18 protein-coding genes are annotated in these 23,577 nt (G+C 70.4%); 12 read left to right on the forward strand and 6 right to left on the reverse strand.

Translation table 11 applies throughout. The features are described from left to right. Positions 1 to 224 precede the first annotated feature (224 nt). Positions 225 to 668, reverse strand: coding sequence for an SRPBCC family protein (locus JK364_RS22710; RefSeq protein WP_137980052.1), 444 nt, complete (start codon positions 666 to 668; stop codon positions 225 to 227). Between the two features lie 159 nt (positions 669 to 827). Between JK364_RS22710 and JK364_RS22715 the strand changes: the two genes are divergently transcribed. Beyond that, positions 828 to 1,907, forward strand: a complete 1,080-nt coding sequence (locus tag JK364_RS22715; RefSeq protein ID WP_201852997.1) for an Rv2578c family radical SAM protein — start codon at positions 828 to 830, stop codon at positions 1,905 to 1,907. A gap of 20 nt (positions 1,908 to 1,927) precedes the next feature. Here JK364_RS22715 and JK364_RS22720 read toward each other — a convergent pair whose 3' ends face one another. Next, entirely contained in the window at positions 1,928 to 2,608 is a 681-nt protein-coding gene (locus tag JK364_RS22720) for a HEAT repeat domain-containing protein (RefSeq protein WP_201852998.1), read from the reverse strand. 393 nt (positions 2,609 to 3,001) lie between these two features. On the opposite strand from JK364_RS22720, the gene JK364_RS22725 reads away from it, so the two are divergent. Together JK364_RS22725 and JK364_RS22730 are read left to right on the forward strand one after the other, a co-directional pair. After that, positions 3,002 to 4,840, forward strand: a complete 1,839-nt coding sequence (locus JK364_RS22725) for a 3-hydroxyacyl-CoA dehydrogenase family protein (RefSeq protein WP_201852999.1) — start codon at positions 3,002 to 3,004, stop codon at positions 4,838 to 4,840. A gap of 115 nt (positions 4,841 to 4,955) precedes the next feature. Continuing rightward, complete coding sequence (locus tag JK364_RS22730) at positions 4,956 to 5,780, forward strand: TetR family transcriptional regulator (protein ID WP_201853000.1); 825 nt, start codon at positions 4,956 to 4,958, stop codon at positions 5,778 to 5,780. Between the two features lie 566 nt (positions 5,781 to 6,346). Here JK364_RS22730 and JK364_RS22735 read toward each other — a convergent pair. Beyond that, complete coding sequence (locus JK364_RS22735) at positions 6,347 to 8,197, reverse strand: glycoside hydrolase family 97 protein (protein ID WP_201853001.1); 1,851 nt, start codon at positions 8,195 to 8,197, stop codon at positions 6,347 to 6,349. A 149-nt stretch (positions 8,198 to 8,346) separates the two neighbouring features. Between JK364_RS22735 and JK364_RS22740 the strand changes: the two genes are divergently transcribed. From JK364_RS22740 to pssA, 8 genes are all read left to right on the forward strand, one after another. Then, complete coding sequence (locus tag JK364_RS22740) at positions 8,347 to 11,214, forward strand: glycosyl hydrolase family 95 catalytic domain-containing protein (protein ID WP_201853002.1); 2,868 nt, start codon at positions 8,347 to 8,349, stop codon at positions 11,212 to 11,214. Positions 11,215 to 11,586: 372 nt separating this feature from the next. Further along, positions 11,587 to 12,963 (forward strand): crotonyl-CoA carboxylase/reductase, encoded by a 1,377-nt coding sequence (ccrA, locus tag JK364_RS22745; protein WP_201853003.1) that lies wholly within the window; start codon positions 11,587 to 11,589, stop codon positions 12,961 to 12,963. Beyond that, positions 12,960 to 14,978 (forward strand): ethylmalonyl-CoA mutase, encoded by a 2,019-nt coding sequence (locus tag JK364_RS22750; RefSeq protein WP_201853004.1) that lies wholly within the window; start codon positions 12,960 to 12,962, stop codon positions 14,976 to 14,978. Before ccrA ends, JK364_RS22750 begins: the two co-directional genes overlap by 4 nt. Further along, the gene (locus tag JK364_RS22755) at positions 14,975 to 15,955 is read left to right on the forward strand and encodes an HpcH/HpaI aldolase/citrate lyase family protein (protein WP_201853005.1); all 981 of its coding nucleotides are present in this window, start codon (positions 14,975 to 14,977) and stop codon (positions 15,953 to 15,955) included. Before JK364_RS22750 ends, JK364_RS22755 begins: the two co-directional genes overlap by 4 nt. A 3-nt stretch (positions 15,956 to 15,958) precedes the next feature. Next, complete coding sequence (locus tag JK364_RS22760) at positions 15,959 to 16,465, forward strand: MaoC family dehydratase (protein ID WP_201853006.1); 507 nt, start codon at positions 15,959 to 15,961, stop codon at positions 16,463 to 16,465. A 1-nt stretch (position 16,466) separates the two neighbouring features. Further along, positions 16,467 to 17,669 carry an acyl-CoA dehydrogenase family protein gene (locus JK364_RS22765; RefSeq protein ID WP_201853007.1) on the forward strand — a complete coding sequence of 401 codons (1,203 nt, stop codon included), beginning with the start codon at positions 16,467 to 16,469 and terminating at the stop codon, positions 17,667 to 17,669. A 180-nt stretch (positions 17,670 to 17,849) separates the two neighbouring features. Next, positions 17,850 to 18,506 carry a phosphatidylserine decarboxylase gene (locus JK364_RS22770; RefSeq protein ID WP_201853008.1) on the forward strand — a complete coding sequence of 219 codons (657 nt, stop codon included), beginning with the start codon at positions 17,850 to 17,852 and terminating at the stop codon, positions 18,504 to 18,506. Further along, a complete protein-coding gene (pssA, locus tag JK364_RS22775; RefSeq protein WP_037958797.1) occupies positions 18,493 to 19,359 on the forward strand; it encodes a CDP-diacylglycerol--serine O-phosphatidyltransferase in 867 nt (288 codons plus the stop codon). Before JK364_RS22770 ends, pssA begins: the two co-directional genes overlap by 14 nt. Before the next feature lie 280 nt (positions 19,360 to 19,639). On the opposite strand, the gene JK364_RS22780 is transcribed toward pssA, so the two are convergent. Further along, positions 19,640 to 20,203 (reverse strand): TIGR03086 family metal-binding protein, encoded by a 564-nt coding sequence (locus JK364_RS22780; protein ID WP_201853009.1) that lies wholly within the window; start codon positions 20,201 to 20,203, stop codon positions 19,640 to 19,642. Positions 20,204 to 20,301: 98 nt separating this feature from the next. After that, positions 20,302 to 21,435, reverse strand: a complete 1,134-nt coding sequence (locus JK364_RS22785) for a glycerate kinase (protein ID WP_201853302.1) — start codon at positions 21,433 to 21,435, stop codon at positions 20,302 to 20,304. Positions 21,436 to 21,642: 207 nt separating this feature from the next. Here JK364_RS22785 and JK364_RS22790 point away from each other — a divergent pair, with 207 nt between their 5' ends. Then, positions 21,643 to 22,713, forward strand: coding sequence for an ADP-ribosylglycohydrolase family protein (locus tag JK364_RS22790; RefSeq protein WP_201853010.1), 1,071 nt, complete (start codon positions 21,643 to 21,645; stop codon positions 22,711 to 22,713). On the opposite strand, the gene JK364_RS22795 is transcribed toward JK364_RS22790, so the two are convergent. Then, positions 22,710 to 23,537, reverse strand: coding sequence for a TetR/AcrR family transcriptional regulator (locus JK364_RS22795; RefSeq protein WP_201853011.1), 828 nt, complete (start codon positions 23,535 to 23,537; stop codon positions 22,710 to 22,712). The two genes, JK364_RS22790 and JK364_RS22795, sit on opposite strands and share 4 nt — an antisense overlap. Between the last annotated feature and the right edge of the window lie 40 nt (positions 23,538 to 23,577).

The following is a 23,577-nucleotide window of genomic DNA, read 5'->3' on the forward strand; positions in this document are numbered from 1 at the left end:
GCGACGAATCGCCAACGAGGGGCCGCGGACGGCATTCGCCCCGGTGAGAGTGTGTACGGGGGTATGCGGGACCGCGGGGAAAACCACCCGAACCGGTGAGTGCGACGCTCGGTCCGGGGGCCGGGGACGGGGACGGGGCCAGGGACGGGATCAGTACGCCATGGGCACCATAAGCGACGCCATAAGCGACGCCGAAAGCCGCACCAAAAGCGGCGTCATAGGCGCTATTCGGCCGTCTCGGCGGCGAGCTTGGCCAGCAGCTCGTCGTAGATCCGGGCCAGCCCCTTCGGGGCGAAGGTCCGCTCGAAGAAGCCGCCGATGCCGGTCGCGCCGGTCCAGGTCGAGGTGACGACGACCCGCGACTTGCCCTCACCCGCCGGGGTGACGGTCCAGGTGGTGACCATCGAGGAGTTGCGGTCCTTCTCGATCAGCTGGCCGTCGGACGGCTCGGAGACCTCCAGCAGGCAGTCGCGCACCCGCTTGCTGGTGGCCTGGAGCTTCCAGTGCACGACGGTGCCCTCGCCGTCGCCGCCCTCGCGCACCTCGTACTCGCTGAACTGCTGCGGGAGGAGCCGGGGGCGGGTGTCGCGGTAGTCGGCGAGTGCGTCGAACACATCCTCGGGCTTACCCGTGACGATCCGCTCCGTGGTGGCCTCGACCTGCCCCATCGCATTTCCTTCCGCCCTCGACGTGGCGCCTCCAGCCCATGGCGCCCTGACAGGCGCAAGCCAACCACCTCAGGGGCACCGGCCCAAATCCGGGGTTGACTAAAACCAATCAAACATGTGTTCTATTGTGGTACCGAGCGAGACCCGGAGGTGCCTGCGATGCGCTGGGACAACCTGACCCGAGACGACACGGCGGCCGCCCCGGCCCTCTTCGCCGCGGACGCGGTGACCACCCGGACCTTCGACACCCCGGAGTTCCGCGGGATCACCTTCCACGAGATCCGGGCGCGCTCGATCGTCAATCGGGTGCCCGGGGCCTCCCGGATGCCGTTCGAGTGGACGGTGAATCCGTACCGCGGCTGCTCCCACGCCTGCGTCTACTGCTTCGCGCGCAAGACCCACAGCTATCTCGACCTGGACACCGGGATCGGCTTCGACTCCCAGATCGTGGTGAAGACCAACGCGCCGGAGCTGCTCCGCCGCGAGCTCGCCTCCCGCCGCTGGACCGGCGAGCACATCGCCATGGGCACCAACGTGGACTGCTACCAGCGTGCCGAGGGCCGGTACCGGCTCATGCCCGGCATCCTTACGGCGCTCGCGGAGCGCGCCAACCCCTTCTCGATCCTCACCAAGGGCACCCTGATCCTGCGCGATCTGGAGCTGCTGCGGTGGGCGTCGCGCGTCACCGACATCGGCGTCTCGGTCTCGGTCGGCTTCACCGACGGCGAGCTGTGGCGCACCGTCGAACCGGGCACGCCCTCGCCCGAGCGGCGCCTGGACGTCGTACGGACGCTGTCCTCCCACGGGATCCCGTGCGGTGTGCTGATGGCCCCGGTGATCCCCTTCCTCGGCGACGCCCCCGAGCAGCTGCGGGCCACCGTAAGGGCGATCGCGGAGGCCGGCGCCAGCTCCGTGACCCCGCTGGTGCTCCATCTGCGCCCGGGCGCCCGTGAGTGGTTCAGCGCCTGGCTCACCCACCACCACCCCAGGCTGCTGCGGCGGTACGACGCGCTGTACGAGGGCGGGTCCTACGCCCCGAAGTGGTACCAGCGGCGGATCACCGGGATGGTGCACGACTTCGCCGCCGAGTACGGCATCGGACCGTACGCGTCGGGCACCCACCGCAATGTGCCCGACAAGCCGGACGCCCGGACCGAAGGGGACGCCCGGAACGCCCGGACCGAAGAGGAGCGGGACGCCCGGTCCGACTCGCCGCCGGCCCAGCTGTCACTGCTCTGAAGACCCGCCCCCGCTCCCTCTCACGGCACCCGCGCCTCACCCACCTTCTCCGCCGCGCCGCCCTGGCCCGCCGGCTCCGGCGCGCCCCCGCCGGTGACGGCGCCCTCGCCGGTGATCCGGGCCAGCGCGGCGGCGGCCGCCGCGCTGAGGCGTATGTGCTGGGCGGCGGCGGTCAGGGCCGGGATGGCGCGCTCGTCGCCGATCGCGCCCAGGCCCTCCACGCAGGCGCGGGCGATCGCCCAGTGCCGGTCGCGGGCCGCCAACTGCCGTTCCAGGGCGGCCACCAGGGCCGGTACGGACTCGGGGGCCCGCAGCTCCACCAGCAGCCGGATGGGGTGCAGGGAGTACGCGGTGCGCAGCGGGTTCGTGGCCAGGGCGGCGGCGGCCCGCGCGGTGCGCGGATCGCCGAGCCGGGCCAGCACCCGGGCGGCGGTCGCACAGCGGGCCGGCTCGCGGTAGTTGAGCAGGAGGACAAGGGTTTCGAAGGCCCGGCGGTCTCCGGCGCTGCCGAGCACGAAGGCGGCCGTCTCCCGGGCCCACAGCGGCTGCTCCGGCGCGACGAGGATGCGGGCCAGCTGTTCACGCGCGGCGGGGGTGCCCTGGCGCACGAGCGCGAGCAGCGAGGCATGGGCCGCGGTTTCCTGGGGGGTTGGGAGCGAGGCCCGTACCCGCTCCGTCAGCGTCCGGAATTCATCGTCCATACGAGGTCTCCCCTCCCCGGTGGGCCGCGTTCCGGCACGGCCTCACTTTGAGCTCTGGCATCTTGGTTACCCACGAGTTAATATGGCGACACGAGCAGCACCCCTGCTCCGGCGGCCTGGTGACGCAGCCGCCTTGTGTGACGTCGGTTCGGCATTCCAGAACAGCAGTTGAGGCATGGCCCCGGGACAGGGCCGGCCGCGTGTCTCCCACGGGCAGTTTCCTCCGTGCGGCGCTGTCCGTAAGGGAGCGTGCAAGCCCTTCCATCGGGGATTTGTGTCAGCCGAGTCAGCCCCCCGCGCGTGCGTGGCGTGAACGGCAGCAGTGGCATGACACGAGCTCCCCTCAGTCGTCACTTCATCCCCGCGTCCGGGGAACACCCTCTGGAGTCCGCGATGGACCGTCTCCCACACACCGGCGTCAGCACTACGTCCCCCTCTGATCTCTCCCCCTCCCGGGCCCCGCTCACTACTGTCGCCGTCGTCGGGCTCGGCACAATGGGCACCGGCATCGCCGAGACCCTGGCCCGGGCGGGCCGCGAGGTGATCGGTATCGACATCGACGAAGGCGCCTGCCGCCGAGCCGTCACCGCGCTCGAGGTCGCCACCGCCCGCGCCGTGCACCGCGAGCGGATCAGCGAGCGGGAGCGGGCCGGGATCCTCGACCGCTTCCGCGTCTCCACCGATCTGCGCGCCGCCGCCGGCGCGGAGCTGGTGATCGAGGTGGTGCCGGAGGACTACGACACCAAGCACGGGGTCTTCGCCGAGCTGGACACCGTGGTCAGCCCCGCCGCGATCCTCGCGACCGGCACCAACGCGCTGTCGGTGACCCGGCTGGCCGCCGAGTCCGCCCATCCGGAGCGGGTCCTGGGTCTGCACTTCTTCAATCCGGCGCCCGCGATGAAGCTCGTCGAGATCGTCTCCAGCGTGCTGACCGCCCCCGCGGCCGTCGAGGCGGTCACCGCGCTCGCCCACGACCTGGGCAAGGAGCCGGTGGCGCTCGGCGACCGGCCCGGGTTCGTCGCCGACGGGCTGCTGTTCGGCTATCTCAACCAGGCCGCCGCGATGTACGAGGCCAAGTACGCGGCGCGGGAGGACATCGACGCCGCGATGAAGCTCGGCTGCGGGCTGCCGATGGGCCCGCTGGCCCTGCTCGACCTGATCGGCGTCGACACCGCCCGTACCGTCCTGGAGGCCATGTACGCCGCCTCCGGCGACCGGCTGCACGCGCCCGCGCCCATCCTGGGGCAGCTCGCCCAGGCCGGACTCACCGGCCGTAAGGCGGGCCGCGGCTTCTACACGTACGAGGCGCCGGGCAGCGGCAGCGTCGTCCCCGACGCCGCGACGGCCGAGGTGGGGCACTCCACGGAAGGGGCCCGCCCCGTGCGCGCCGTCGGCGTCGCCGGCTCGGGCACGATGGCCTCCGGGATCGCCGAGGTCTTCGCCAAGGCGGGCCTGGAGGTGGTGCTGGCCGGCCGGACCCTGGAGAAGGCCGCGGCGGCGAAGGCGCGCATAGGGAAATCCCTGAAAAGGTCGGTGTCCAAGGGGCGGATGACCGAGCAGGTCCGGGAGCAGGCGCTGGCGCGGATCACCCCGGCCGACGCGCTTGACGCGTTCGCCGACGTGGACCTGGCCGTGGAGGCGGTGGCCGAGGACCTGGTGGTCAAGCAGGAGCTGTTCCGGGTGCTGGACAAGGTCTGCAAACCGGGCGCGGTGCTGGCCACGACCACCTCCTCGCTGCCGGTCGTCGCCTGCGCGCGGGTGACCTCGCGCCCGCAGGACGTGGTGGGCCTGCACTTCTTCAACCCGGCGCCCGCGATGAAGCTGGTCGAGGTGGTGCACACCGTGCTGACCGCGGACGATGTGCGCGCGACCGCGCACGCGGTGTGCGCGGCGGTGCGCAAACACCCGGTGGACTGCGGCGACCGGGCGGGCTTCATCGTGAACGCCCTGCTGTTCCCGTACCTCAACAACGCCGTGAAGATGGTCCAGGAGCACTACGCCACCCCGGACGCCATCGACGCCGCGATGAAGCTGGGCGGCGGCTATCCGATGGGCCCCTTCGAACTGCTCGACGTCGTGGGGCTCGATGTGTCGCTGGCCATCGAGCAGGTGCTGCACCGGGAGTTCCGTGAGCCGGGCCTGGCGCCGGCGCCGCTGCTGGAGCATCTGGTGGCCGCCGGGTGCCTCGGCCGCAAGACCGGGCGCGGCTTCCGCGAGTATGCCAAAGCCTGAGTACGCCTCCGGGTGGGGCGGACCGTCTGACTCCAGTACCCGGTGGGGCGGGCTGCTGGAGCCGTCCATCGGTCTGCCCCCGCACCGGCACTCACAAGCGTGTTACGTTCCCCACATGTCCCAGCCCGTGAAGGCCACGCGTACGGAGCGTACGAAACGAACCCCCTCATCCGGCGGCGGTGAGAGCGCGGGAAGCCGCCGCGCCGCGGCTCAGCGTCTGTCCATGCGCCGCAAACTCGCGGCCGCGGCGATGGAGTTGTTCGCGACGCAGGGGTACGAGGCGACGACCGTCGACGAGATCGCGGCCACGGCGGGGGTGGCCCGGCGCACCTTCTTCCGGCACTTCCGCTCCAAGGAAGAGGCGATCTTCCCGGACCACGACGACACGCTGGTGCGGGCGGCGGCGGTGCTGGACGCGGCGCCTCCGCATGAGAACCCCCTGGACACCGTGTGCCGCGGGATCAAGGAGGTCATGCGGATGTACGCGGCCTCACCGGGCGTCTCCGTGGAGCGCTACCAGCTGACCCGTGAGGTACCGGCGCTGCGGGAGCGGGAGATCGCCTCGGTGGCCCGCTATGAGCGGCTGTTCACCCGCTATCTGCTGGGCCACTTCGACGAGGGCGCCCACCACGACGGCGACGACGATCCGCTGCTGGCCGAGGTCGCCGCGTCGGCCGTGGTCACGGCCCACAACCATGTGCTGCGGCGCTGGCTGCGGGCGGGCGGCCAGGGCGATCTGGAGTCCCAGCTGGACCACGCCTTCGCGATCGTCCGCGAGACCTTCGGGAGCGGCATCGGGGGACGCCCCGCCGTGGCCGGCGGGCGCCCCGCGGCGGCGGTCTCGGCGTCGGAGAAGGACGAGGTGGTGGTGATGGTGGCACGGACGGACGCGCCGCTGACGGAGGTCATGCGGACGATCAAGGAAGCGTTGCAGCGCTAGCGCTGCGGTTTGGGGTTCGCTGGTTCTGGGCTGGCCCCGGGGGCCCGGTGACCCTTGTCTTGGGCTGGGGTCGCCCGCCCATGCGGATAGTTCGGCACCGCCGGACTCCGCCGTCGGGCGTCTCGCCGTCGCGGCGGGAGGAAGGGCGGCACCCGCCCCCGCGAGCAGGCTCCGGACCGGTCCGGGCTCGCCTCCGGGGCCCGGGCCCGCCCATGCGATGGGTTCGGCACCGCCGGACTGCGCCGTCGGGCGTCTCGCCGTCGCGGCGGGGAGGAGGGGCGGCACCCGCCCCTCCCACACCCACCGGCAGGCCCCGGGCCCGGTGGCCCCGCCGAGCAGGCGGTTCGGCACCGCCGGACTGCGCCGTCGGGCGACCCTCCATCGCGGCGGGAGGAAGGGCGGCTCCCGCCCCCGCAGGCAGGCTCCGCGCCGCGTCGATCCGAGCTCGGCCCCTCCCGCCTCGCCGTCGCGGTGGGGACGAGGGGCGGCACCCGCCCCCCACAGGCGGGCCCCGCCCGGGCCGCGCTTGCGCCGCCCCGGTGCGGGGCGGCGCGGGCGCGGGCGGCTCAGCCGGTTTTGGTCAGCTTCGCCGCGAAGCCGCCGTTCTTCGGGACGTCCACCTTGAGCCGTGAGGTCGCCGTGACCTCCTGGGTTTCGGTGACGACCTTGCCGTCGGGGCCGTCCTTCCACACCTCGATCCGCCAGTCGCCCTTGCCGAGGAAGTTCAGCGGCTCGTCCAGCGTGCGGGCCTCGCCCGAGGTGATCGCGCCCAGGTACCAGGTGTCGCCGGAGCGGCGGGCCAGGACGGCGCGGTCGCCGGGGTCGCCGTCGACCAGCTTTGTGTCGTCCCACACCGTGGGCACCTGGTTCAGGAACTTCAGCTCGAGTGGCCTGCTCTCGTACGACTCGACGCTGTCGGCGAAGTGCTGCACCCCGGACTCGTAGACGACCGACAGCGCGAGTTCGGCCGCGTCACTCGTGGGCCGCACACCGGTGAAGGTCACCGGGGTGAAGTCCATGGGCCCGATGAGGTTCCGGGTGAAGGGCAGCGTCGTGTAGTGCGCGGCCGGGAAGGGCTGGCGGCCCGGCTTGGGGCGGGTGCCCTCGGCGCCCTTGACCGCCTCGACGCTCATCATCTGCGGCCAGGTCCGCTCCTGGCCACGCGGGATGGTGGCGCCGTGGAAGTTCAGCATGAGCTGGTGCTTGGCACTGTCCTTGAAGACCCCGTCGTACCAGCGCATCCGGTCCTGGCCGTCCGACTCCAGGAAGTCGATCTTCAGCCCGGCGATCCCCCAGGACTTGTACTGCGGGAACAGCCGGTCCCGCTCGCTCTGCTGGTCGATGGTCTGCCAGCGCACCCAGGCCCAGACGCCGACGCCCTTCTCCTTGGCGTACGCGGTCAGCTCGGGCATCCAGTCGTTGCTCCAGCCGGAGTCCACCAGGATGTACTCCCAGCCCTCGCGCGCCGCGAAGTCCACGAACTTCTTCTGGGCGTCCAGGCTGGTCGGGCTCTGCCCGTCCGACCACCAGGACCAGGCCGCCCGGCCCGGTTTGATCCATGAGGTGTCGGCGACCTTGGAGGGGGCGGCCAGATCGGTCGGCAGATCGCTCTCGGTGACGGTGGCGAGGTCACCGATGACCATGGTCCGCCAGGGGGTGGTCAGCCCGGGGCCGCTGACCTCGGCGGGGTCGGGGAGGGTGAGCTTGAAGCGGTCGGTGGCGGAGTCGAGGGTGAGCCGGGAGCCGCCGTAGGAGCTGTTGAGGTCCGCCTCCTCGATCAGCATCCAGCTGGAGCCGATGTGGAAGAGCGACGGATAGCCGTAGTCGCCCGACTTGGCGTCGGCCACCGTGCCGTGGTCATGGGCGGACTCGTAGTCCTGGCGACCGTTGTCGTACGGCAGCAGGAAGGAGTCGGCGGACGGCGGGACGGCGTACTCGGTGCTCTCGCCGAGCACGGTGACGGTCCCCTTGTCCGGCAGCACATAGCGGTAGGCCAGCCCGTCGGCCGAGACCCGGATGACCACCTTCAGCGTCCGTCCGTCCTTGCGGAAGGTGAAGGTCGACTCGGAGGCGTCGGAGGTGTGCTGGGTGCGGCGGCCGGTGGTGGTCGTGTAGGTCTCGTGGACCTTACGGTCGCTGCGCCCCGCGAACCGCAAGCCCTTGCTGAAATCGGTCTCGGCGGTGCGGATGCCCAGGCCCGACGGCCGGAGAACGGTGGTGGAGCCATGGCGTGCGGCCAGTGTCAGCGCGCCCTCGTTGTTCAGCTTGAGCTCGCCGCTGACCTGCCCCTTTCCGGTCAGCCGCCAGTCCTGCGCACGACCGTCCGATGCCGCCGCCGCCCGGAGCGGCACCAGCACGGCGGCCGCGCAGGCGAGGGCGGCCACGGCTCTGGTGACCTTTGATCGTGCCGTATGCATCGTTCCTCCTCGTTCACCGCATCCTCGACACGGCGCTCGATACATCAGAGCAATCGGGTGCCTTGACGCATCATCAGCCCGTTTCTACGCTCCCGTCTAGCCAAATCATCGGAGCAATCTGATCGCTTCGGGGACGGGAGAAGATCGGGATGCCAGTCAGCAGACGCGGATTCCTGGGCCGGGTGGCGGCGGGAGCAGCCGCGAGCACGACCGTCGGCACGGTCCTCCCCGAACAGGAGGCGGCGGCCCAGCCACAGCATTCGGTGACCTTGCGGGGCATGCGCACCGACCAGGAGTGGGAGCGCTTTCTCAGCGGCCAGGATCTGCTCTGGAAGCGCTTGCCGAGAACGTGGTACGAGGGGCCGTTCCTCGGCAATGGCCTGCTCGGCTCGATGATCTACCAGGAGCCCGGGGAGAACGCGCTGCGCTTCACGGTCCACCACAGCGAGGTGCAGGACCACCGGCCCACCGAAGGCGGCAGCGACTGGGGCGTGGCACGGCTCCCGGTCGGCAATCTGCTGCTGCACCCGGTCGGCGCCATCACCGGTGTCGATCTGCGGCTGGATCTGTGGAACGCCGAGCTGCGCTCCACGGTTACCACGGACAAGGGGAAGCTGAAGCTCCGCGCGCTGGTGCACAACGACCGCACCATGCTGCTGGCCACCGTCGAGGCGAGCGCCGGCGAGGAGGGGTTCCGCTGGGAGTTCAAGCCCTCACCGGCGGTCAGTCCGCGCATCGTCCGCGAGGATCCGCCGAAGGGCTTCGAGCCCAACCCGGCCCCGGTCAGCCGCACCGAGGACGGGCTGGGCCTCACCGTCCAGTCCCTGGTGGCGGGCGGGCAGACGGTGACCGCGTACAAGCAGCGCGGCAGCGGCCGGGAGCGCACGTACTACCTGGCCGTGGCGCACTCCCACCCCGGTACGGACGCGGAGGGACGGGCGCGGACCACCGTGCGCAAGGCGTCCGCGCTACCGGTCTCCAGCCTGCGGCGCACCCACTACGAGTGGTGGCACCGCTTCTACCGCAAGAGCTTCATCTCGGTGCCCGACGGGATGCTCCAGAGCTTCTACTGGATCCAGCTGTACAAGCTGGCCTGCGCCGCCCGTGAGCACGCCCCCGTCATGGCCACCACCGGCCCGTGGGTGGAGCCGACGCCCTGGCCCGGGGTGTGGTGGAACCTCAACGTCCAGCTGGAGTACTGGCCGGTGCACGGCTCCAACCACCTGGAGCTGGACGCGATTCCGCGCACCCTCGCCGAGAACACCGATGTGCTCATCAGCGGCCTCAAACCCGAGTACCGCGCCGACTCGGCCGGGCTGCGCCGCTCCACGGACGCGCAGTGCGAGGACAACGGCACCGTGCCGGTGCCGGGCGTCGGGGACTCCCCCGAGGTCGGCAATCTGCCCTGGGCGCTGCACAACGTCTGGCTGACCTACCGCCACACCATGGACCGGGGCCTGCTGGAGGATGTGCTCTATCCGCTGCTGCGCCGCTCCACCAACTACTACCTGCACTTTCTCGCACAGCAGCCGGACGGCAGGCTGCATCTGCCGAAGACCTTCTCCCCCGAGTACGGCGCGGCCCCGGACTGCAACTACGATCTGGCGCTGCTGCGCTGGTCCTGCCAGACCCTGCTGGACACGGTCGAGCTGCTGGACAAGGACGATCCGCTGGTGCCCAAGTGGCGCGAGGTGCTGGAGAAGCTGGTCGACTATCCGGTGGACGAGAACGGCTTCATGATCGGCACCGGCGTCCCCTTCGCCAAGTCCCACCGCCACTACTCTCATATGCTCTCGGTCTACCCGCTCTACCTGGTCAACTGGGACCAGAAGGAGCACCGGGACCTGATCGCCCGCTCGCTGGAGCACTGGATCAGCTTCGAGGGCGCGCTGCGGGGCTACAGCTTCTCGGGCGCGGCCTCGATCTCGACGCAGATGGGGCGCGGCGATGACGCGCTGAAGTATCTGCGGGAGCTGGTGGCGCGGTTCATCCAGCCCAATACCCACTACTACGAGGCGGGTCCGGTGATCGAGACCCCGCTGTCGGGCGCGCAGACGATCCACGACATGCTCTGCCAGAGCTGGGGCGGGACCATCCGCTTCTTCCCCGGGGTGCCGGGCGAGTGGCGGGACGTCACGCTGCACGACTTCCGTACCCAGGGCGCGTTCCTGGTCAGCGGGGTGCGTACGGGCGGGACGACGCGCTGGGTGCGGGTGCGCAGCCTGGCCGGGGAGCCCTGCCGCGTCCGTCACTCGATCGGCGGCCGGGTCGCGGTCGCCGGGGTCGGCGGCCCGGCGCCGAAGTGGCGTGACCTGGGGAACGGCGAGATCGAGCTGGAGCTGGACCGGGAGGACGAGGCGGTGATCTACCCGGCCGGCACCCGGCCGGACTTCCGGATCGCCCCGGTGAAGGTCACCACCCCGGCCGAGCCCTGGGGCCTGCCGGAGCTGCCGCAGACGGGCGCGGTCACCCAGGTCGATCTGACCGGGCAGTTCGACAACGACGCCATCACCACCGAGATGTACTACGGGGACGGCGACTTCGACGGTACGGGCCGCACCTATCCGATGGCGCAGCTGCCGCAGACCGGGCAGACCGAGGACGACGGGATCACCTTCGCGTTCACCAACGGCAGCGAGGGCTCCAACAACAATGTCATCGCCGCAGGTCAGAAGGTCACGGTCGCGGCGGGCGGCTATACGAAGCTGCATGTGCTGGGCGCGGGCGACACCGGCAACGTGTCCGTCCCCGCCGTGGCCACGTACGCCGACGGCTCCACGGGCAAGCTGACCATCCAGCTGACGGCCTGGATGTCGGGTCCGGCGTACGGGGAGACGGAGGCGGTGCGGACGAGTCAGATCCACACCCGTACCGGCCCGTTGGGCACCAAGGCCGCGATCTTCCACCAGGTGGTGGAGCTGGACCCGGGCAAGGAGCTGTCGGCGATCACCCTGGGCGCTCCCTCGGGCACCGCACGGGCGCACATCTTCGCCCTCTCGCTGGAGAAGGACGACTGACGAAGGACGCGCACCGCCGATACACACTGCGACGGCCGCCCCAAACGGGGCGGCCGTCATTGTTGCTCATGTGTGCACTGGAGATGACAACTGAGGGAAATTGTTGGCACCCAGTGTCTTGCGAGGTGGCACAGCGTGCCATACGGTGATGGTGTCCGGGCGGCCGGCGCACTGCCAACCATCGTGCGTCGGCTGTCCCCGCAAACCGCTTCGCGCGCCCGGACGACGCCTGCGTCACCAGGCACCCGGCGTTACCCGCGCCGCATCGAGCACCACCTCCGCCGAACCGACGGCACACCGCATCAGCATCACCCGTCACGAGCCCAGCGTTCCCTCAGGCGTCCCCCCATGGACGCTTCGCCGGAGGCACCGATGAACGAGATACTTGACGCGATCCTGGCGTCGGACACAGCACCCGAGGAGTTCGCGGCACTGCGCGTCCCCGAGTCGTACCGCGCGGTGACCGTGCGCAAGGACGAGGCCGAGATGTTCTCGGGCCTCACCACCCGGGAGAAGGACCCCCGTAAGTCATTGCACGTGGACGAGGTGCCGGTGCCCGAGCTGGGCCCCGGAGAGGCGCTCGTCGCCGTGATGGCCAGCTCGGTCAACTACAACTCCGTGTGGACCTCGATCTTCGAACCGCTGCCGACCTTCGGCTTCCTGGAGCGGTACGGCAAGCTCTCCCCCCTGGCCAAGCGGCACGACCTGCCATACCACATCATCGGCTCCGACCTCGCGGGCGTCGTGCTGCGCACCGGCCCCGGCGTGAACTCCTGGAAGCCGGGCGCCGAGGTCGTCGCGCACTGTCTGTCGGTCGAGCTGGAGAGCGCCGACGGCCACAACGACACCATGCTCGACCCCGAGCAGCGCATCTGGGGCTTCGAGACCAACTTCGGCGGGCTCGCCGAGATCGCGCTGGTCAAGTCCAACCAGCTGATGCCCAAGCCAAAGCATCTGAGCTGGGAGGAGGCCGCCGCCCCGGGCCTGGTCAACTCCACCGCCTACCGGCAGCTGGTCTCCCGCAACGGCGCCGGGATGAAGCAGGGTGACAACGTCCTGATCTGGGGCGCGAGCGGCGGGCTCGGCTCCTACGCCACCCAGTTCGCGCTGGCCGGCGGGGCCAACCCGGTCTGTGTGGTCTCCTCGCCGCGGAAGGCCGAGATCTGCCGGCGGATGGGCGCCGAGGCGATCATCGACCGCACCGCCGAGGACTACAAGTTCTGGAAGGACGACGGCACCCAGGACCCGCGCGAGTGGAAGCGGTTCGGGAAGAAGATCCGCGAGCTGACCGGCGGCGAGGACGTGGACATCGTCTTCGAGCACCCGGGCCGGGAGACCTTCGGCGCGTCCGTCTATGTCACCCGTAAGGGCGGCACGATCGTCACCTGCGCCTCGACTTCCGGCTACACCCACGAGTACGACAACCGCTACCTGTGGATGTCGCTGAAGCGGATCGTCGGCTCGCACTTCGCCAACTACCGCGAGGCGTGGGAGGCCAACCGTCTGATCGCCAAGGGCAAGATCCACCCGACGCTGTCCAAGACGTACCGGCTGGAGGACACCGGCCAGGCCACGTACGACGTCCACCACAACCTCCACCAGGGCAAGGTCGGCGTGCTGTGCCTGGCCCCCGAGGAGGGCATGGGCGTGCGCGACCGGGCGATGCGCGAGCAGCACATCAACGCCATCAATCTGTTCCGTGACGACTCGTCGGAGCGGACCGGCAAGCACAGCCGGGATATGCGATGAGTGGCACACCCCGGCCCAAGGACCGTCCCTGGCTGATGCGCACGTACGCCGGGCACTCCACCGCCGAGGCGTCCAACGAGCTGTACCGGCGCAACCTGGCCAAGGGCCAGACCGGGCTCTCGGTCGCCTTCGACCTGCCCACCCAGACCGGTTACGACCCGGACCACATCCTCGCGCGCGGCGAGGTGGGCCGGGTCGGGGTCCCGGTCTCGCACCTGGGCGACATGCGGCGGCTGTTCCAGGAGATCCCCCTGGAGCGGATGAACACCTCCATGACGATCAACGCGACCGCGATGTGGCTGCTGGCGCTGTACCAGGTCGTCGCGGAGGAGCACGGCGCCGATGCCGGGAAGCTCCAGGGGACGACGCAGAACGACATCGTCAAGGAGTACCTGTCGCGGGGGACGCATGTCTTCCCGCCGGGCCCGAGCCTGCGGCTGACCACCGACATGATCGCGTACACGGTCAACCACATCCCCAAGTGGAACCCGATCAACATCTGCAGCTACCACCTGCAGGAGGCCGGGGCCACTCCGGTGCAGGAGATCGCCTTCGCGATGTCCACGGCGGTCGCCGTACTGGACGCGGTGTTCGCCTCCGGCCAGGTTCCCGAGGACCGTAAGGGCGACGTGGTGGCCCGGATCTCCTTCTTCGTGAACGCGGGCGTCCGCTTCATCGAGGAGATGTGCAAGATGCGCGCCTTCGGCCGCATCTGGGACCGGATCACCCGCGAGCGGTACGGCATCAAGAACCCCAAGCACCGCCGGTTCCGCTACGGCGTCCAGGTGAACTCGCTCGGCCTGACCGAGGCCCAGCCGGAGAACAACATCCAGCGCATCGTCCTGGAGATGCTGGCCGTCACCCTCTCCAAGGACGCCCGCGCCCGCGCCGTCCAGCTCCCGGCCTGGAACGAGGCGCTGGGCCTGCCCCGCCCCTGGGACCAGCAGTGGTCGCTGCGCATCCAGCAGGTCCTCGCCCATGAGAGCGATCTGCTGGAGTACGACGACATCTTCGAGGGCTCCCATGTGATCGAGTCCAAGGTCGCCGCGCTGGTGGAGGACGCCGAGGCCGAGATCGAGCGGATCCAGGAGATGGGCGGGGCGATGGCCGCCGTCGAGTCCGGCTATCTCAAGGCGCGGCTGGTGGCCTCCCACTCCGAGCGCCGGGCGCGCATCGAGGCGGGCGAGGAGAAGATCGTCGGCGTCAACTGCTACGAGTCCACCGAGCCCAATCCGCTCACCGCCGACCTCGACACCGCGATCATGACGGTGGACCCGGAGAACGAGGCGCGGGTGGTCTCGGCCCTGCACACCTGGCGCGAGCAGCGCGACGAGGGACCCGCCGAGGAGGCCCTCGGTGCCCTCCGTAAGGCCGCCGTGGGGACCGACAACCTGATGGAGGCCACCCTGCGCTGTGCCCGCGCGGGGGTGACCACCGGGGAGTGGGCCTGGGCGCTGCGCGATGTCTTCGGGGAGTACCGCGCCCCCACCGGGGTCGGCGGCGCGCCCCTGTCCGTCGCCACGGAGGCGGGCTCCCTGCTGGCCTCGGTCCGCGAGAAGGTCGGGAAGACCGCGGCCGACCTCGGCGGCGGAAGGCTGCGGCTGCTGGTCGGCAAGCCCGGTCTGGACGGGCACAGCAATGGCGCCGAGCAGATCGCCGTACGGGCCAGGGACGCCGGTTTCGAGGTGGTCTACCAGGGGATACGGCTCACCCCGGAGCAGATCGTCTCGGCGGCCGTGGCGGAGGACGTGCACTGCGTCGGGCTGTCGATCCTGTCCGGGTCGCATGCCGAGCTGGTGCCGGACGTCCTGGAGCGGATGCGCACCGCCGGCGCCCAGGACATCCCCGTCATCGTCGGCGGGATCATCCCGTCCTCGGACGCGGCCGCCCTGCGCGCGGCGGGGGTCGCCGCCGTTTTCACCCCCAAGGACTTCGGTATCACGGAGATCATCGGCCGTATCGTCGATGAGATCCGCGCCGCGAACACGCTTCCCCCTCTGGAGGTTCTCGTATGACCGCCCCCGACCGCTCCGATGCCGCCGGCCGTCTGCGCCCCCGCCGCTCGTGCCTCGCCGTCCCCGGCTCCAATCCGCGCTTCCTGGAGAAGGCCCAGGGGCTCCCGGCCGATCAGGTCTTCCTGGACCTGGAGGACGCCTGCGCGCCGCTGGCCAAGGAGGACGCCCGGCACACCATCGTCAAGGCGCTGAACGAGGGCGACTGGACCGGTAAGACCCGGGTGGTGCGGGTGAACGACTGGACCACCCACTGGACGTACCGGGACGTCATCACGGTGGTCGAGGGCGCGGGCCCGAACCTGGACTGCATCATGCTGCCCAAGGTGCAGGACGCCCAGCAGGTCATCGCGCTGGACCTGCTGCTCACCCAGATCGAGAAGACGATGGGCTTCGAGATCGGGCGGATCGGCATCGAGGCGCAGATCGAGAACGCCAAGGGCCTGGTCAACGTGGACGAGATCGCCGGCGCGTCGCCGCGTCTGGAGACCATCGTCTTCGGCCCGGCCGACTTCATGGCGTCGATCAACATGAAGTCCCTGGTCGTGGGCGAGCAGCCGCCCGGCTATCCGGCGGACGCCTATCACTACATCCTGATGCGGATCCTGATGGCGGCCCGCATGCATGACCTCCAGGCGATCGACGGCCCGTACCTGCAGATCCGGAACGTGGACGGCTTCCGCGAGGTGGCCGGGCGCGCGGCCGCGCTCGGCTACGACGGCAAGTGGGTGCTGCACCCCGGCCAGGTGGAGGCGGCCAATGAGGTCTTCTCGCCGTCGCAGGAGGACTACGACCACGCCGAGCTGATCCTGGACGCCTATGACTACTGCACCTCGGCGGAGGGCGGTATGAAGGGCTCCGCGATGCTCGGGGACGAGATGATCGACGAGGCCAGCCGCAAGATGGCCCTGGTCGTCGCGGGCAAGGGCCGCGCCGCCGGGATGAGCCGTACGTCCGCCTTCCAGCCCCCGGAGGCATGAGCCATGCAGTTCGGCCGTACCTATGAGGAGTTCACGGTGGGCGACGTCTACCGGCACTGGCCGGGGAAGACGGTCACCGAGTACGACGACCACCTCTTCTGTCTGCTCACCATGAACCACCACCCGCTGCACATGGACAGCAACTACGCCGAGAAGACGACCGATTTCGGCAAGAACGTGGTGGTCGGTAACTACATCTACTCACTGCTGCTGGGCATGTCCGTCCCCGATGTCTCCGGAAAGGCCATCGCCAATCTGGAGGTCGAGTCACTGCGGCATGTGGCGCCCACCTTCCACGGCGACACCATCTACGGCGAGACCACGGTCCTGGACAAGACGCCGTCGAAGTCCAAAACCGACCGGGGCATCGTGTATGTGGAGACCAAGGGCTACAAGCAGGACGGCACGCTGGTCTGTGTCTTCCGGCGCAAGGTGATGGTGCCGACCGCCACATACATCAAGGAGCGGGGCGGCGAGCAGCCGGGCCGCCCGGAGCTGGGAGGGCAGTGATATGAGCCGCCTCGCGCAGACGGAGGGCCTGACCGACATCCAGCGGGAGATCCTCTCCACGGTCAGGGATTTTGTCGACAAGGAGATCCTGCCGGTCGCGACCGAACTGGAACATCGCGATGAATATCCGACGGCGATCGTCGAGGGACTGAAGGAGCTCGGCGTCTTCGGGCTGATGATCCCGGAGGAATACGGCGGCCTGGGTGAGTCACTGCTCACCTACGCGCTGTGCGTGGAGGAGATCGCACGCGGCTGGATGAGCGTCTCGGGCATCATCAACACCCACTTCATCGTGGCGTACATGCTCAAGCAGCACGGCACCGAGGAACAGAAGGAGTATTTCCTTCCCAAGATGGCGCTGGGCGAGATCCGGGGCGCCTTCTCGATGTCGGAGCCGGGACTGGGGTCGGATGTGTCGGCCATCACCAGCAAGGCGGTACCGGACGGCGACGAGTACGTCCTGAACGGGCAGAAGATGTGGCTGACCAACGGCGGCAGCTCCACTCTGGTGGCGGTCCTGTGCCGGACCGGCGAGACTCAGGAGGGGGTCGCGCCGCACAAGGCGATGACCACCTTCCTGATCGAGAAGGAGCCCGGCTTCGGCGAGGTCCGGCCCGGTCTGACCATCCCCGGCAAGATCGAGAAGATGGGCTACAAGGGGGTCGACACCACCGAGCTCATCATGGACGGACTGCGCATTCCGGCCGATCGGGTGCTCGGCGGGGCGCCGAACCGAGGTTTTTACCAAATGATGGACGGAGTCGAGGTCGGCCGGGTGAATGTCGCCGCCCGCGGCTGCGGTGTGGCGCGGCGCGCTTTCGAGCTGGGCGTCGCATACGCACAGCAGCGGCATACCTTCGGCAAGCCGATCGCCCAGCATCAGGCCATCCAGTTCAAACTGGCCGAAATGGGAACAAAGGTCGAGGCGGCGCATGCGATGATGGTCAATGCGGCCCGGAAGAAGGATTCGGGCGCGCGCAACGACCTCGAGGCGGGAATGGCGAAGTACCTGGCGTCGGAGTACTGCAAAGAGGTCGTGGAGGACGCCTTCCGCATCCACGGCGGGTACGGCTTCTCCAAGGAATACGAGATCGAGCGGCTCTACCGAGAGGCACCGATGCTTCTCATCGGCGAGGGGACCGCTGAGATTCAGAAAATGATTATTGGACGGAGGCTTCTGGAGGAATACCGAACCCAAGACTGAACGTCCCTTTTGGGGTGGTATCCGAGAGAACAAGGTCACACCGCGCCAAGGGTCTTCGGTCACTGACAAGCCACCGACGGGCCCTGGCGCTTGCCCAGTTACCGCTCGCAACCGATACCATCCCGTAAAGCCGCCGTCCCCAGTCTTGCGTCGCGGCATCCTCCGCTACGAAGGTCATCCATGCCCCACAGCCAATCCTCTGCACAACGCGACAGCCCGGTCGGTGTACGCCTCGCGCGCGGAGCGTCGCCGTGGCTCCTCCCGACCGTCGCCACCGCGGCGGTCAGTCTTGCTCGGTCCCGCCGCTCCGGACGCTGGGCGGCGGTCGCCGTGCCCGCCACCGCGCTCGCGGCGGGCATGCTGTGGTTCTTCCGCGACCCCGAGAGAGAGATCACGCAGGGCCGTGTGATCTCCCCGGCCGACGGTGTGGTGCAGAGCATCATGCCGTGGAAGGACGGGCGCACCCGCGTCGCCATCTTCATGAGCCCGCTCAACGTCCACGTCAACCGCGCTCCGCTGGCCGGTACGGTGACCTCCGTGGAGCACATCCCCGGCGGCTTCGTTCCCGCGTTCAACAAGGAGAGCGAGAACAACGAGCGGGTCGTCTGGCACTTCGACACCGAGCTCGGCGACATCGAGATGGTCCAGATCGCCGGCGCCGTCGCCCGGCGTATCGTGCCTTATGTGCCACAGGGCACGAAGGTCGAACAGGGTGAGCGGATCGGTCTCATCCGCTTCGGCTCGCGGGTCGACGTATACCTCCCCGAGGGTGTCGATGTCGCGGTCGAGGTCGGCCAGGCCACCACCGCGGGGGTGACTCGCCTTGACCGTGATTGATCCCGATACGCAGGCCGCCTGGGTCCCCGAGGCCGAGGTGGACGCGGCCGACGTCGACGAAACGGACGACATGCCGCTGTCGACGCGACTGTCGATAGCCGACACGCTGACCCTGGGCAACGCCACCTGCGGCTTCCTGGCGGTCTACTTCACCACCACCGGCGTCCTCATCCCGCACCTCACGGGCAGCGAGGACGGCGGGATGACCCGGCACAGCGCCGCCTCCGCGGTGATGCTGATGCTGCTGGCCTCCGTCTTCGACCTCTTCGACGGGCTCGTCGCGCGGAAGCTGCGCAGCTCGGCGATGGGCGCGGAGCTGGACAACCTCTCCGACCTGATCAGCTTCGGGCTGGCCCCCGCGTACTTCGTCCTCGTCTGGGGGATGGTGTCCGACGACGCCTACCAGCGGGTCTCGGTGGTGGGCGCGATCGTGGTGCTGCTGGCGGTGGTGCTGCGGCTTGCCAGATTCTCCTGTGTCACGCTGCGTGACGGCGTCTTCCAGGGCATGCCGAGCCCATTCGGCGCCCTGACGGTCGTCTCGGTGGTCCTGCTGGGCCTGCCGTTCGTGCCGACGCTGCTCGCGATCGTGGGCGTCGCCTGGCTGATGGTGAGCCGGGTGGAGTACCCCAAGCCGCGCGGCCGGCTCGCCGTGGCCATGCTCGGCTGGATCGTCACCAGCATGGCCCTGCTGGCCGCCTGGGCCTTCGAGGCCCCCGGCGGTGAGCTCCTCCTCCAGTCGGCCTGCGCCCTACAGGTCGTCATGGGCGCGGTGATCCCCCTCTTCGCCACGGCCCGCCGGGTGAACGCGTTCCGCGACAACCGCCGCGAAGCGAGGGCAGCGCAGCTGCCGTAGCGGCCGTCAGGCCGCCCGTCCCTTGGACGGAACGCCGTGGGGCCCGAGCTTCCCGCTCGGGCCCCACGGCGTTTTCGGTTACGGCCGACGTCACTGCCCCACATCGAGCCTCCGCACCGGCTGCCCCCGGCTGGGCCACGTACGCGGTGTGGGCAGCCGCCCATCCGGCGGCGTCGCACACCTCTACCCGCGCGACCTCTTACGGCCAGGAATCACGAAGCCGCACCGCAGCCCGTGCCAGGCAACCGCGAGCACTCCCGAACTACGTGAATCGGACCCGTCATACGGCGCGCCCCAGCAAGGAAAGCAGCTGAACGGCGGGGTCGGTGCTGGTGGTGGGCACCGGAGCGGCGAAGATTCCCAGGCCTGCCACTCTCTCGGCGTTGGCGCGCGCGTAGGCCAGGCTGTGGTCGACCGCGGCCGGGTCGAGCCACTCGGGCTGGCCGCACCCGCGGGCCAGGTCCCACTCGTGGATGGTCAGGTCGACGAGCATCTGGTCCGCGTACATGGTCAACGGGGCCTCCCCGAAGGAGAACCGAGCTGTCCCGGAAAGATCGGCGCCCTTCCACGCCGCGAGGGAGCGCTCCGCGGCCTCGTCCCACGCGCGCGCGGGATCCGCGCCGACCATGTCGCCGTCGTAGCGGTCGCCCACCTGCTCCAGGGACTCTCCGGCGAGCAGGTGCGGCACCCACAAGTGCTCGCTGACCAGGTGGTTGACGAGGTCCCGAACGGTCCACTCGGTGCACGGCGTCGAATCGTTCCACCGGTGGCCGTCGACCGCGTGCACTCGTGCGCCGAAGCGGTTGATGGCATCGGGAATTAACCGCAGGGATGAACTCGTCATGGCAGTACGTTATGCCATGATCTTCCACCCTCCCCGAACGGAGGTCGGCGTCCCGGTCGTCGACGAGACCGGTGACCTGAAGAAGGGCACGCACGGGGTCAGCTGAGAAAGTCCGCCGCCAGGCGTTCTGCGGTGCGTTCCAGGAGGGGGCCGGCCTCGGCGATGCAGCGGGCCGGGTCCGGTTCCAGGTCGGTGAGGGCGTAGGCGCGGCGGATGCCCGCGTTGCCCAGGGCCGCGGGGGCCAGGGACAGGCGGCCGCAGACCGCGACCACTTCGATGCCCCGCGCGCGGGCCGCCGCCGCGACGCCTGCCGGGGCCTTGCCGTGGAGGGTCTGCTCGTCCAGCGAGCCCTCCCCCGTGATCACCAGGTCCGTGCCCTCCAGCGCGGCGGGGAAGCCGAGGACGTCGAGCATCACCTCGATGCCGGGGCGGAAGGCCGCGCCGAGGCCGACGAGGGCGCCGAAGCCGATGCCGCCCGCCGCGCCCGCGCCGGGTGCGAGGGCGTATTCGGCGGCCGAGGCCCCGACCGCACGCTCCAGGACGCGTACGTAGTGGGCGAGGGCGGCGTCCAGGGCCGCCACATCGTCCTCGCCCGCGCCCTTCTGCGGGCCGTAGACCGCCGCCGCGCCCTTCGGCCCGGTGAGGGGATTATCGACGTCGCTGGCCAGGACGGTTTCGGTGTTCGCGAGGCGCGGGTCGAGGCCGGACAGATCGGCCGTCGCGAGGTCGCGCAGCGGGCCCCCGCCCGGTGCGACAGGGGTACCGTCCTCCCGCAGGAAGCGCGCCCCCAGCGCGCTGAGCATCCCCGCCCCACCGTCCGTCGTCGCGCTGCCGCCCACGCCGAACACGATCGTGCGGGCGCCCGCGTCCAGCGCCGCGCGCAGCAGCTCCCCGCTGCCGTACGTGGTCGCGGTGAGCGGCGCGAACACCCCCTTCGGCAGATGGCGCAGCCCGGACGCCTCGGCCATCTCCACCACGGCCGTGGACCCGCGCAGCGCGTACGCCGCCGTCACCGGCGCGCCCAGCGGCCCGGTGACCCGGGCCTCGCGCCGTTCGAACCCGGCGGCGACCGCCGCGTCCACCGTGCCGTCCCCGCCGTCGGCGACGGGCAGCGCCGCGATCCGCAGGCTCTCGCCGCCCCGGGGCGCGCCGCGGCGCAGGCCCGCCGTGACGCGCTCGGCGACCTCCACCGCCGTGAGCGAGCCCTTGAACTTGTCCGCGGCGATCAGCACGCGCTTCGGGGGTGTCGCCTGCCCCTGCGCCCATGTCATGGTCTCTGCCGCGGCTTCCGTCCTCGATGCCGCCGAGTCCTCCGAAGCCTCCGTCGAAGCGTCCGTCACCTTCGTAACCCCTCGCATTCGCACAGGCGGTCGCGCCGCTGTGACCCTATCCGGCGCGACCGCACCGGTACACCCACCTCAGATGGGTACACCTGACGCATGGCCCTCAGCGGGAGCGCACTCGCGGACCGGATCCTCGGCGGCTGGCTCGGCCGGATCGCCGGAAACATGCTCGGCAAACCGGTCGAGAACGGCGACCATTGGACCCGCGACCGCATCGACCGGTATCTGCGCCGCGCCGACGCCCTCCCGCTGACCGACTACCTCCCCGCCCTGGAGCCGCCGCCCGACCCGGTGGAGTTCGAGCTGCGCCCCGAGTGGCAGAGTTGCGTGCGCGGCCGGATCCACGGCAGTTGCCGCGACGACGACGTGGACTACTCCGTCCTCGGTCTGCACCTGCTGGAGACCCACGGCCCCGGCTTCAGCACCGAGCAGGTCGGCGAGGTGTGGCTGCTGCGGCTGCCGTATCTGCAGACCTTCACCGCCGAGCGGGCCGCCTACCGCAATCTCACGGCCGGGGTGAAGCCGCCGCTCAGCGCGACCCTCGACAACCCCTACCAGGAGTGGATCGGCGCCCTGATCCGCGCCGACATCCACGGCTGGGTCAACCCCGGCGATCCGCGGCGCGCCGCCACGATGGCCCGCCGCGACGCCGTTCTCTCCCACACGGGCAACGGGGTGTACGGGGCGATGTGGGCGGCCGCCCTGATCGCGGCCGCGTTCACGGCGGACGGTCCGCGCGCCGCCGTCGACAGTGCCCTGGACCGGATCCCGCCGCGCTGCCGCCTGGCCCGTACGGTGCGCCGGATCGCGTCCCTGCACGACGCGGGCGTGGCGTGGGTGGACGCGCTCGCCCAGCTGGAGCTGGAGACCGCCGGGCTGCCCTGGATCCATGTGGTCCCCAACGCCGCCGTCCTCACGGCCGGGCTGCTCTACGGCGCGGGCGACTTCACGACGACGATCGCCCTGACGGTACGCGGCGGCCTGGACACCGACTCCAACGGCGCCACGGCCGGTTCGGTCGCGGGGGTGCTGTGCGGCGCGGCGGCCATTCCGCCGCAGTGGACCGAGCCGCTGGAGGATCGGGTGCGCAGCGCCGTCTTCGGCTTCGACGGGGCCCGCGTCAGCGACCTCGCGGCGCGTACGCACCGGCTGGCGGTCTCGGGTTAGGGGGTTTCGGTCCGCTCACCGGCGGTGGGGGCCGGATCGGCGATGCGGTCCAGCCACTCCCGCAGGAGGCCGCGTTCGGGCGCGGTCAGCGCGTCCGTCCGGGGCAGCGCGGCGCGCAGGGTGACGGCGGCCGCGACGGGGCCGGGCTCGGCGGCGGCGGGCGCGTCCGTGGTGATCGCCGCGATGGCCGCCTCGCGGGCGGTACGGGACAGCTCCGGATCGCGGCGGTCCTCGGGCGTGGCGATGAGCGTGAACGTCGTACCGCAGCCCGCCGCGTGGACCAGGGCCGCGGCACGCTCCTCGGGGATGGCGAGCCGCCCCGCCTCGGCGATGCGGCGGATGAGCCGGGCGAGCATGTCGAAGGCGGTGACGGCGGCCGGTGAGGACACCCCAGGGCGGTGCCCGCCGTACATCAGCGAGTACAGCGCCGGGTTGGCCAGGCCGAGGCCGATGTGCTGGTCCCAGCCGGCCCGCAGGTCCTCGACCGGGTCATCGGTGGGTTCCTCGGCGTTCTTGCTGTTCACGTACTCCGTGAAGCCGTACGCGACGACCGCGTCGAGCAGGCCCTGTTTGTCGCCGAAGAGCCGGTAGATGGTCGGCGGCTGCACTCCGGCCGCGGAGCTCACCGCCCGGGTCGAGACCGCGTCGGGCCCGCCGTCGGACAGCAGCCGGGCGGCGGCCGCGACGATGCGGTCGCGATTCCCGTCGCGGTTGCCATCACGGTTGCCGTCACGGTCTCGGTTCGCGTCGTGGTTCGTCTCGTGGCTCGCGCCGTGGCTCGCGTCGTGGTTTCCGTCCGGCGCGATGACGTCCTCCCTCTCCATGCTTCCAACGATAACAGGATCTCGTTAGCGACCCTTCGTT

Origin of the sequence: Streptomyces endocoffeicus (genome assembly GCF_016741935.1) — a bacterium.
Lineage (GTDB): Bacteria > Actinomycetota > Actinomycetes > Streptomycetales > Streptomycetaceae > Streptomyces > Streptomyces endocoffeicus.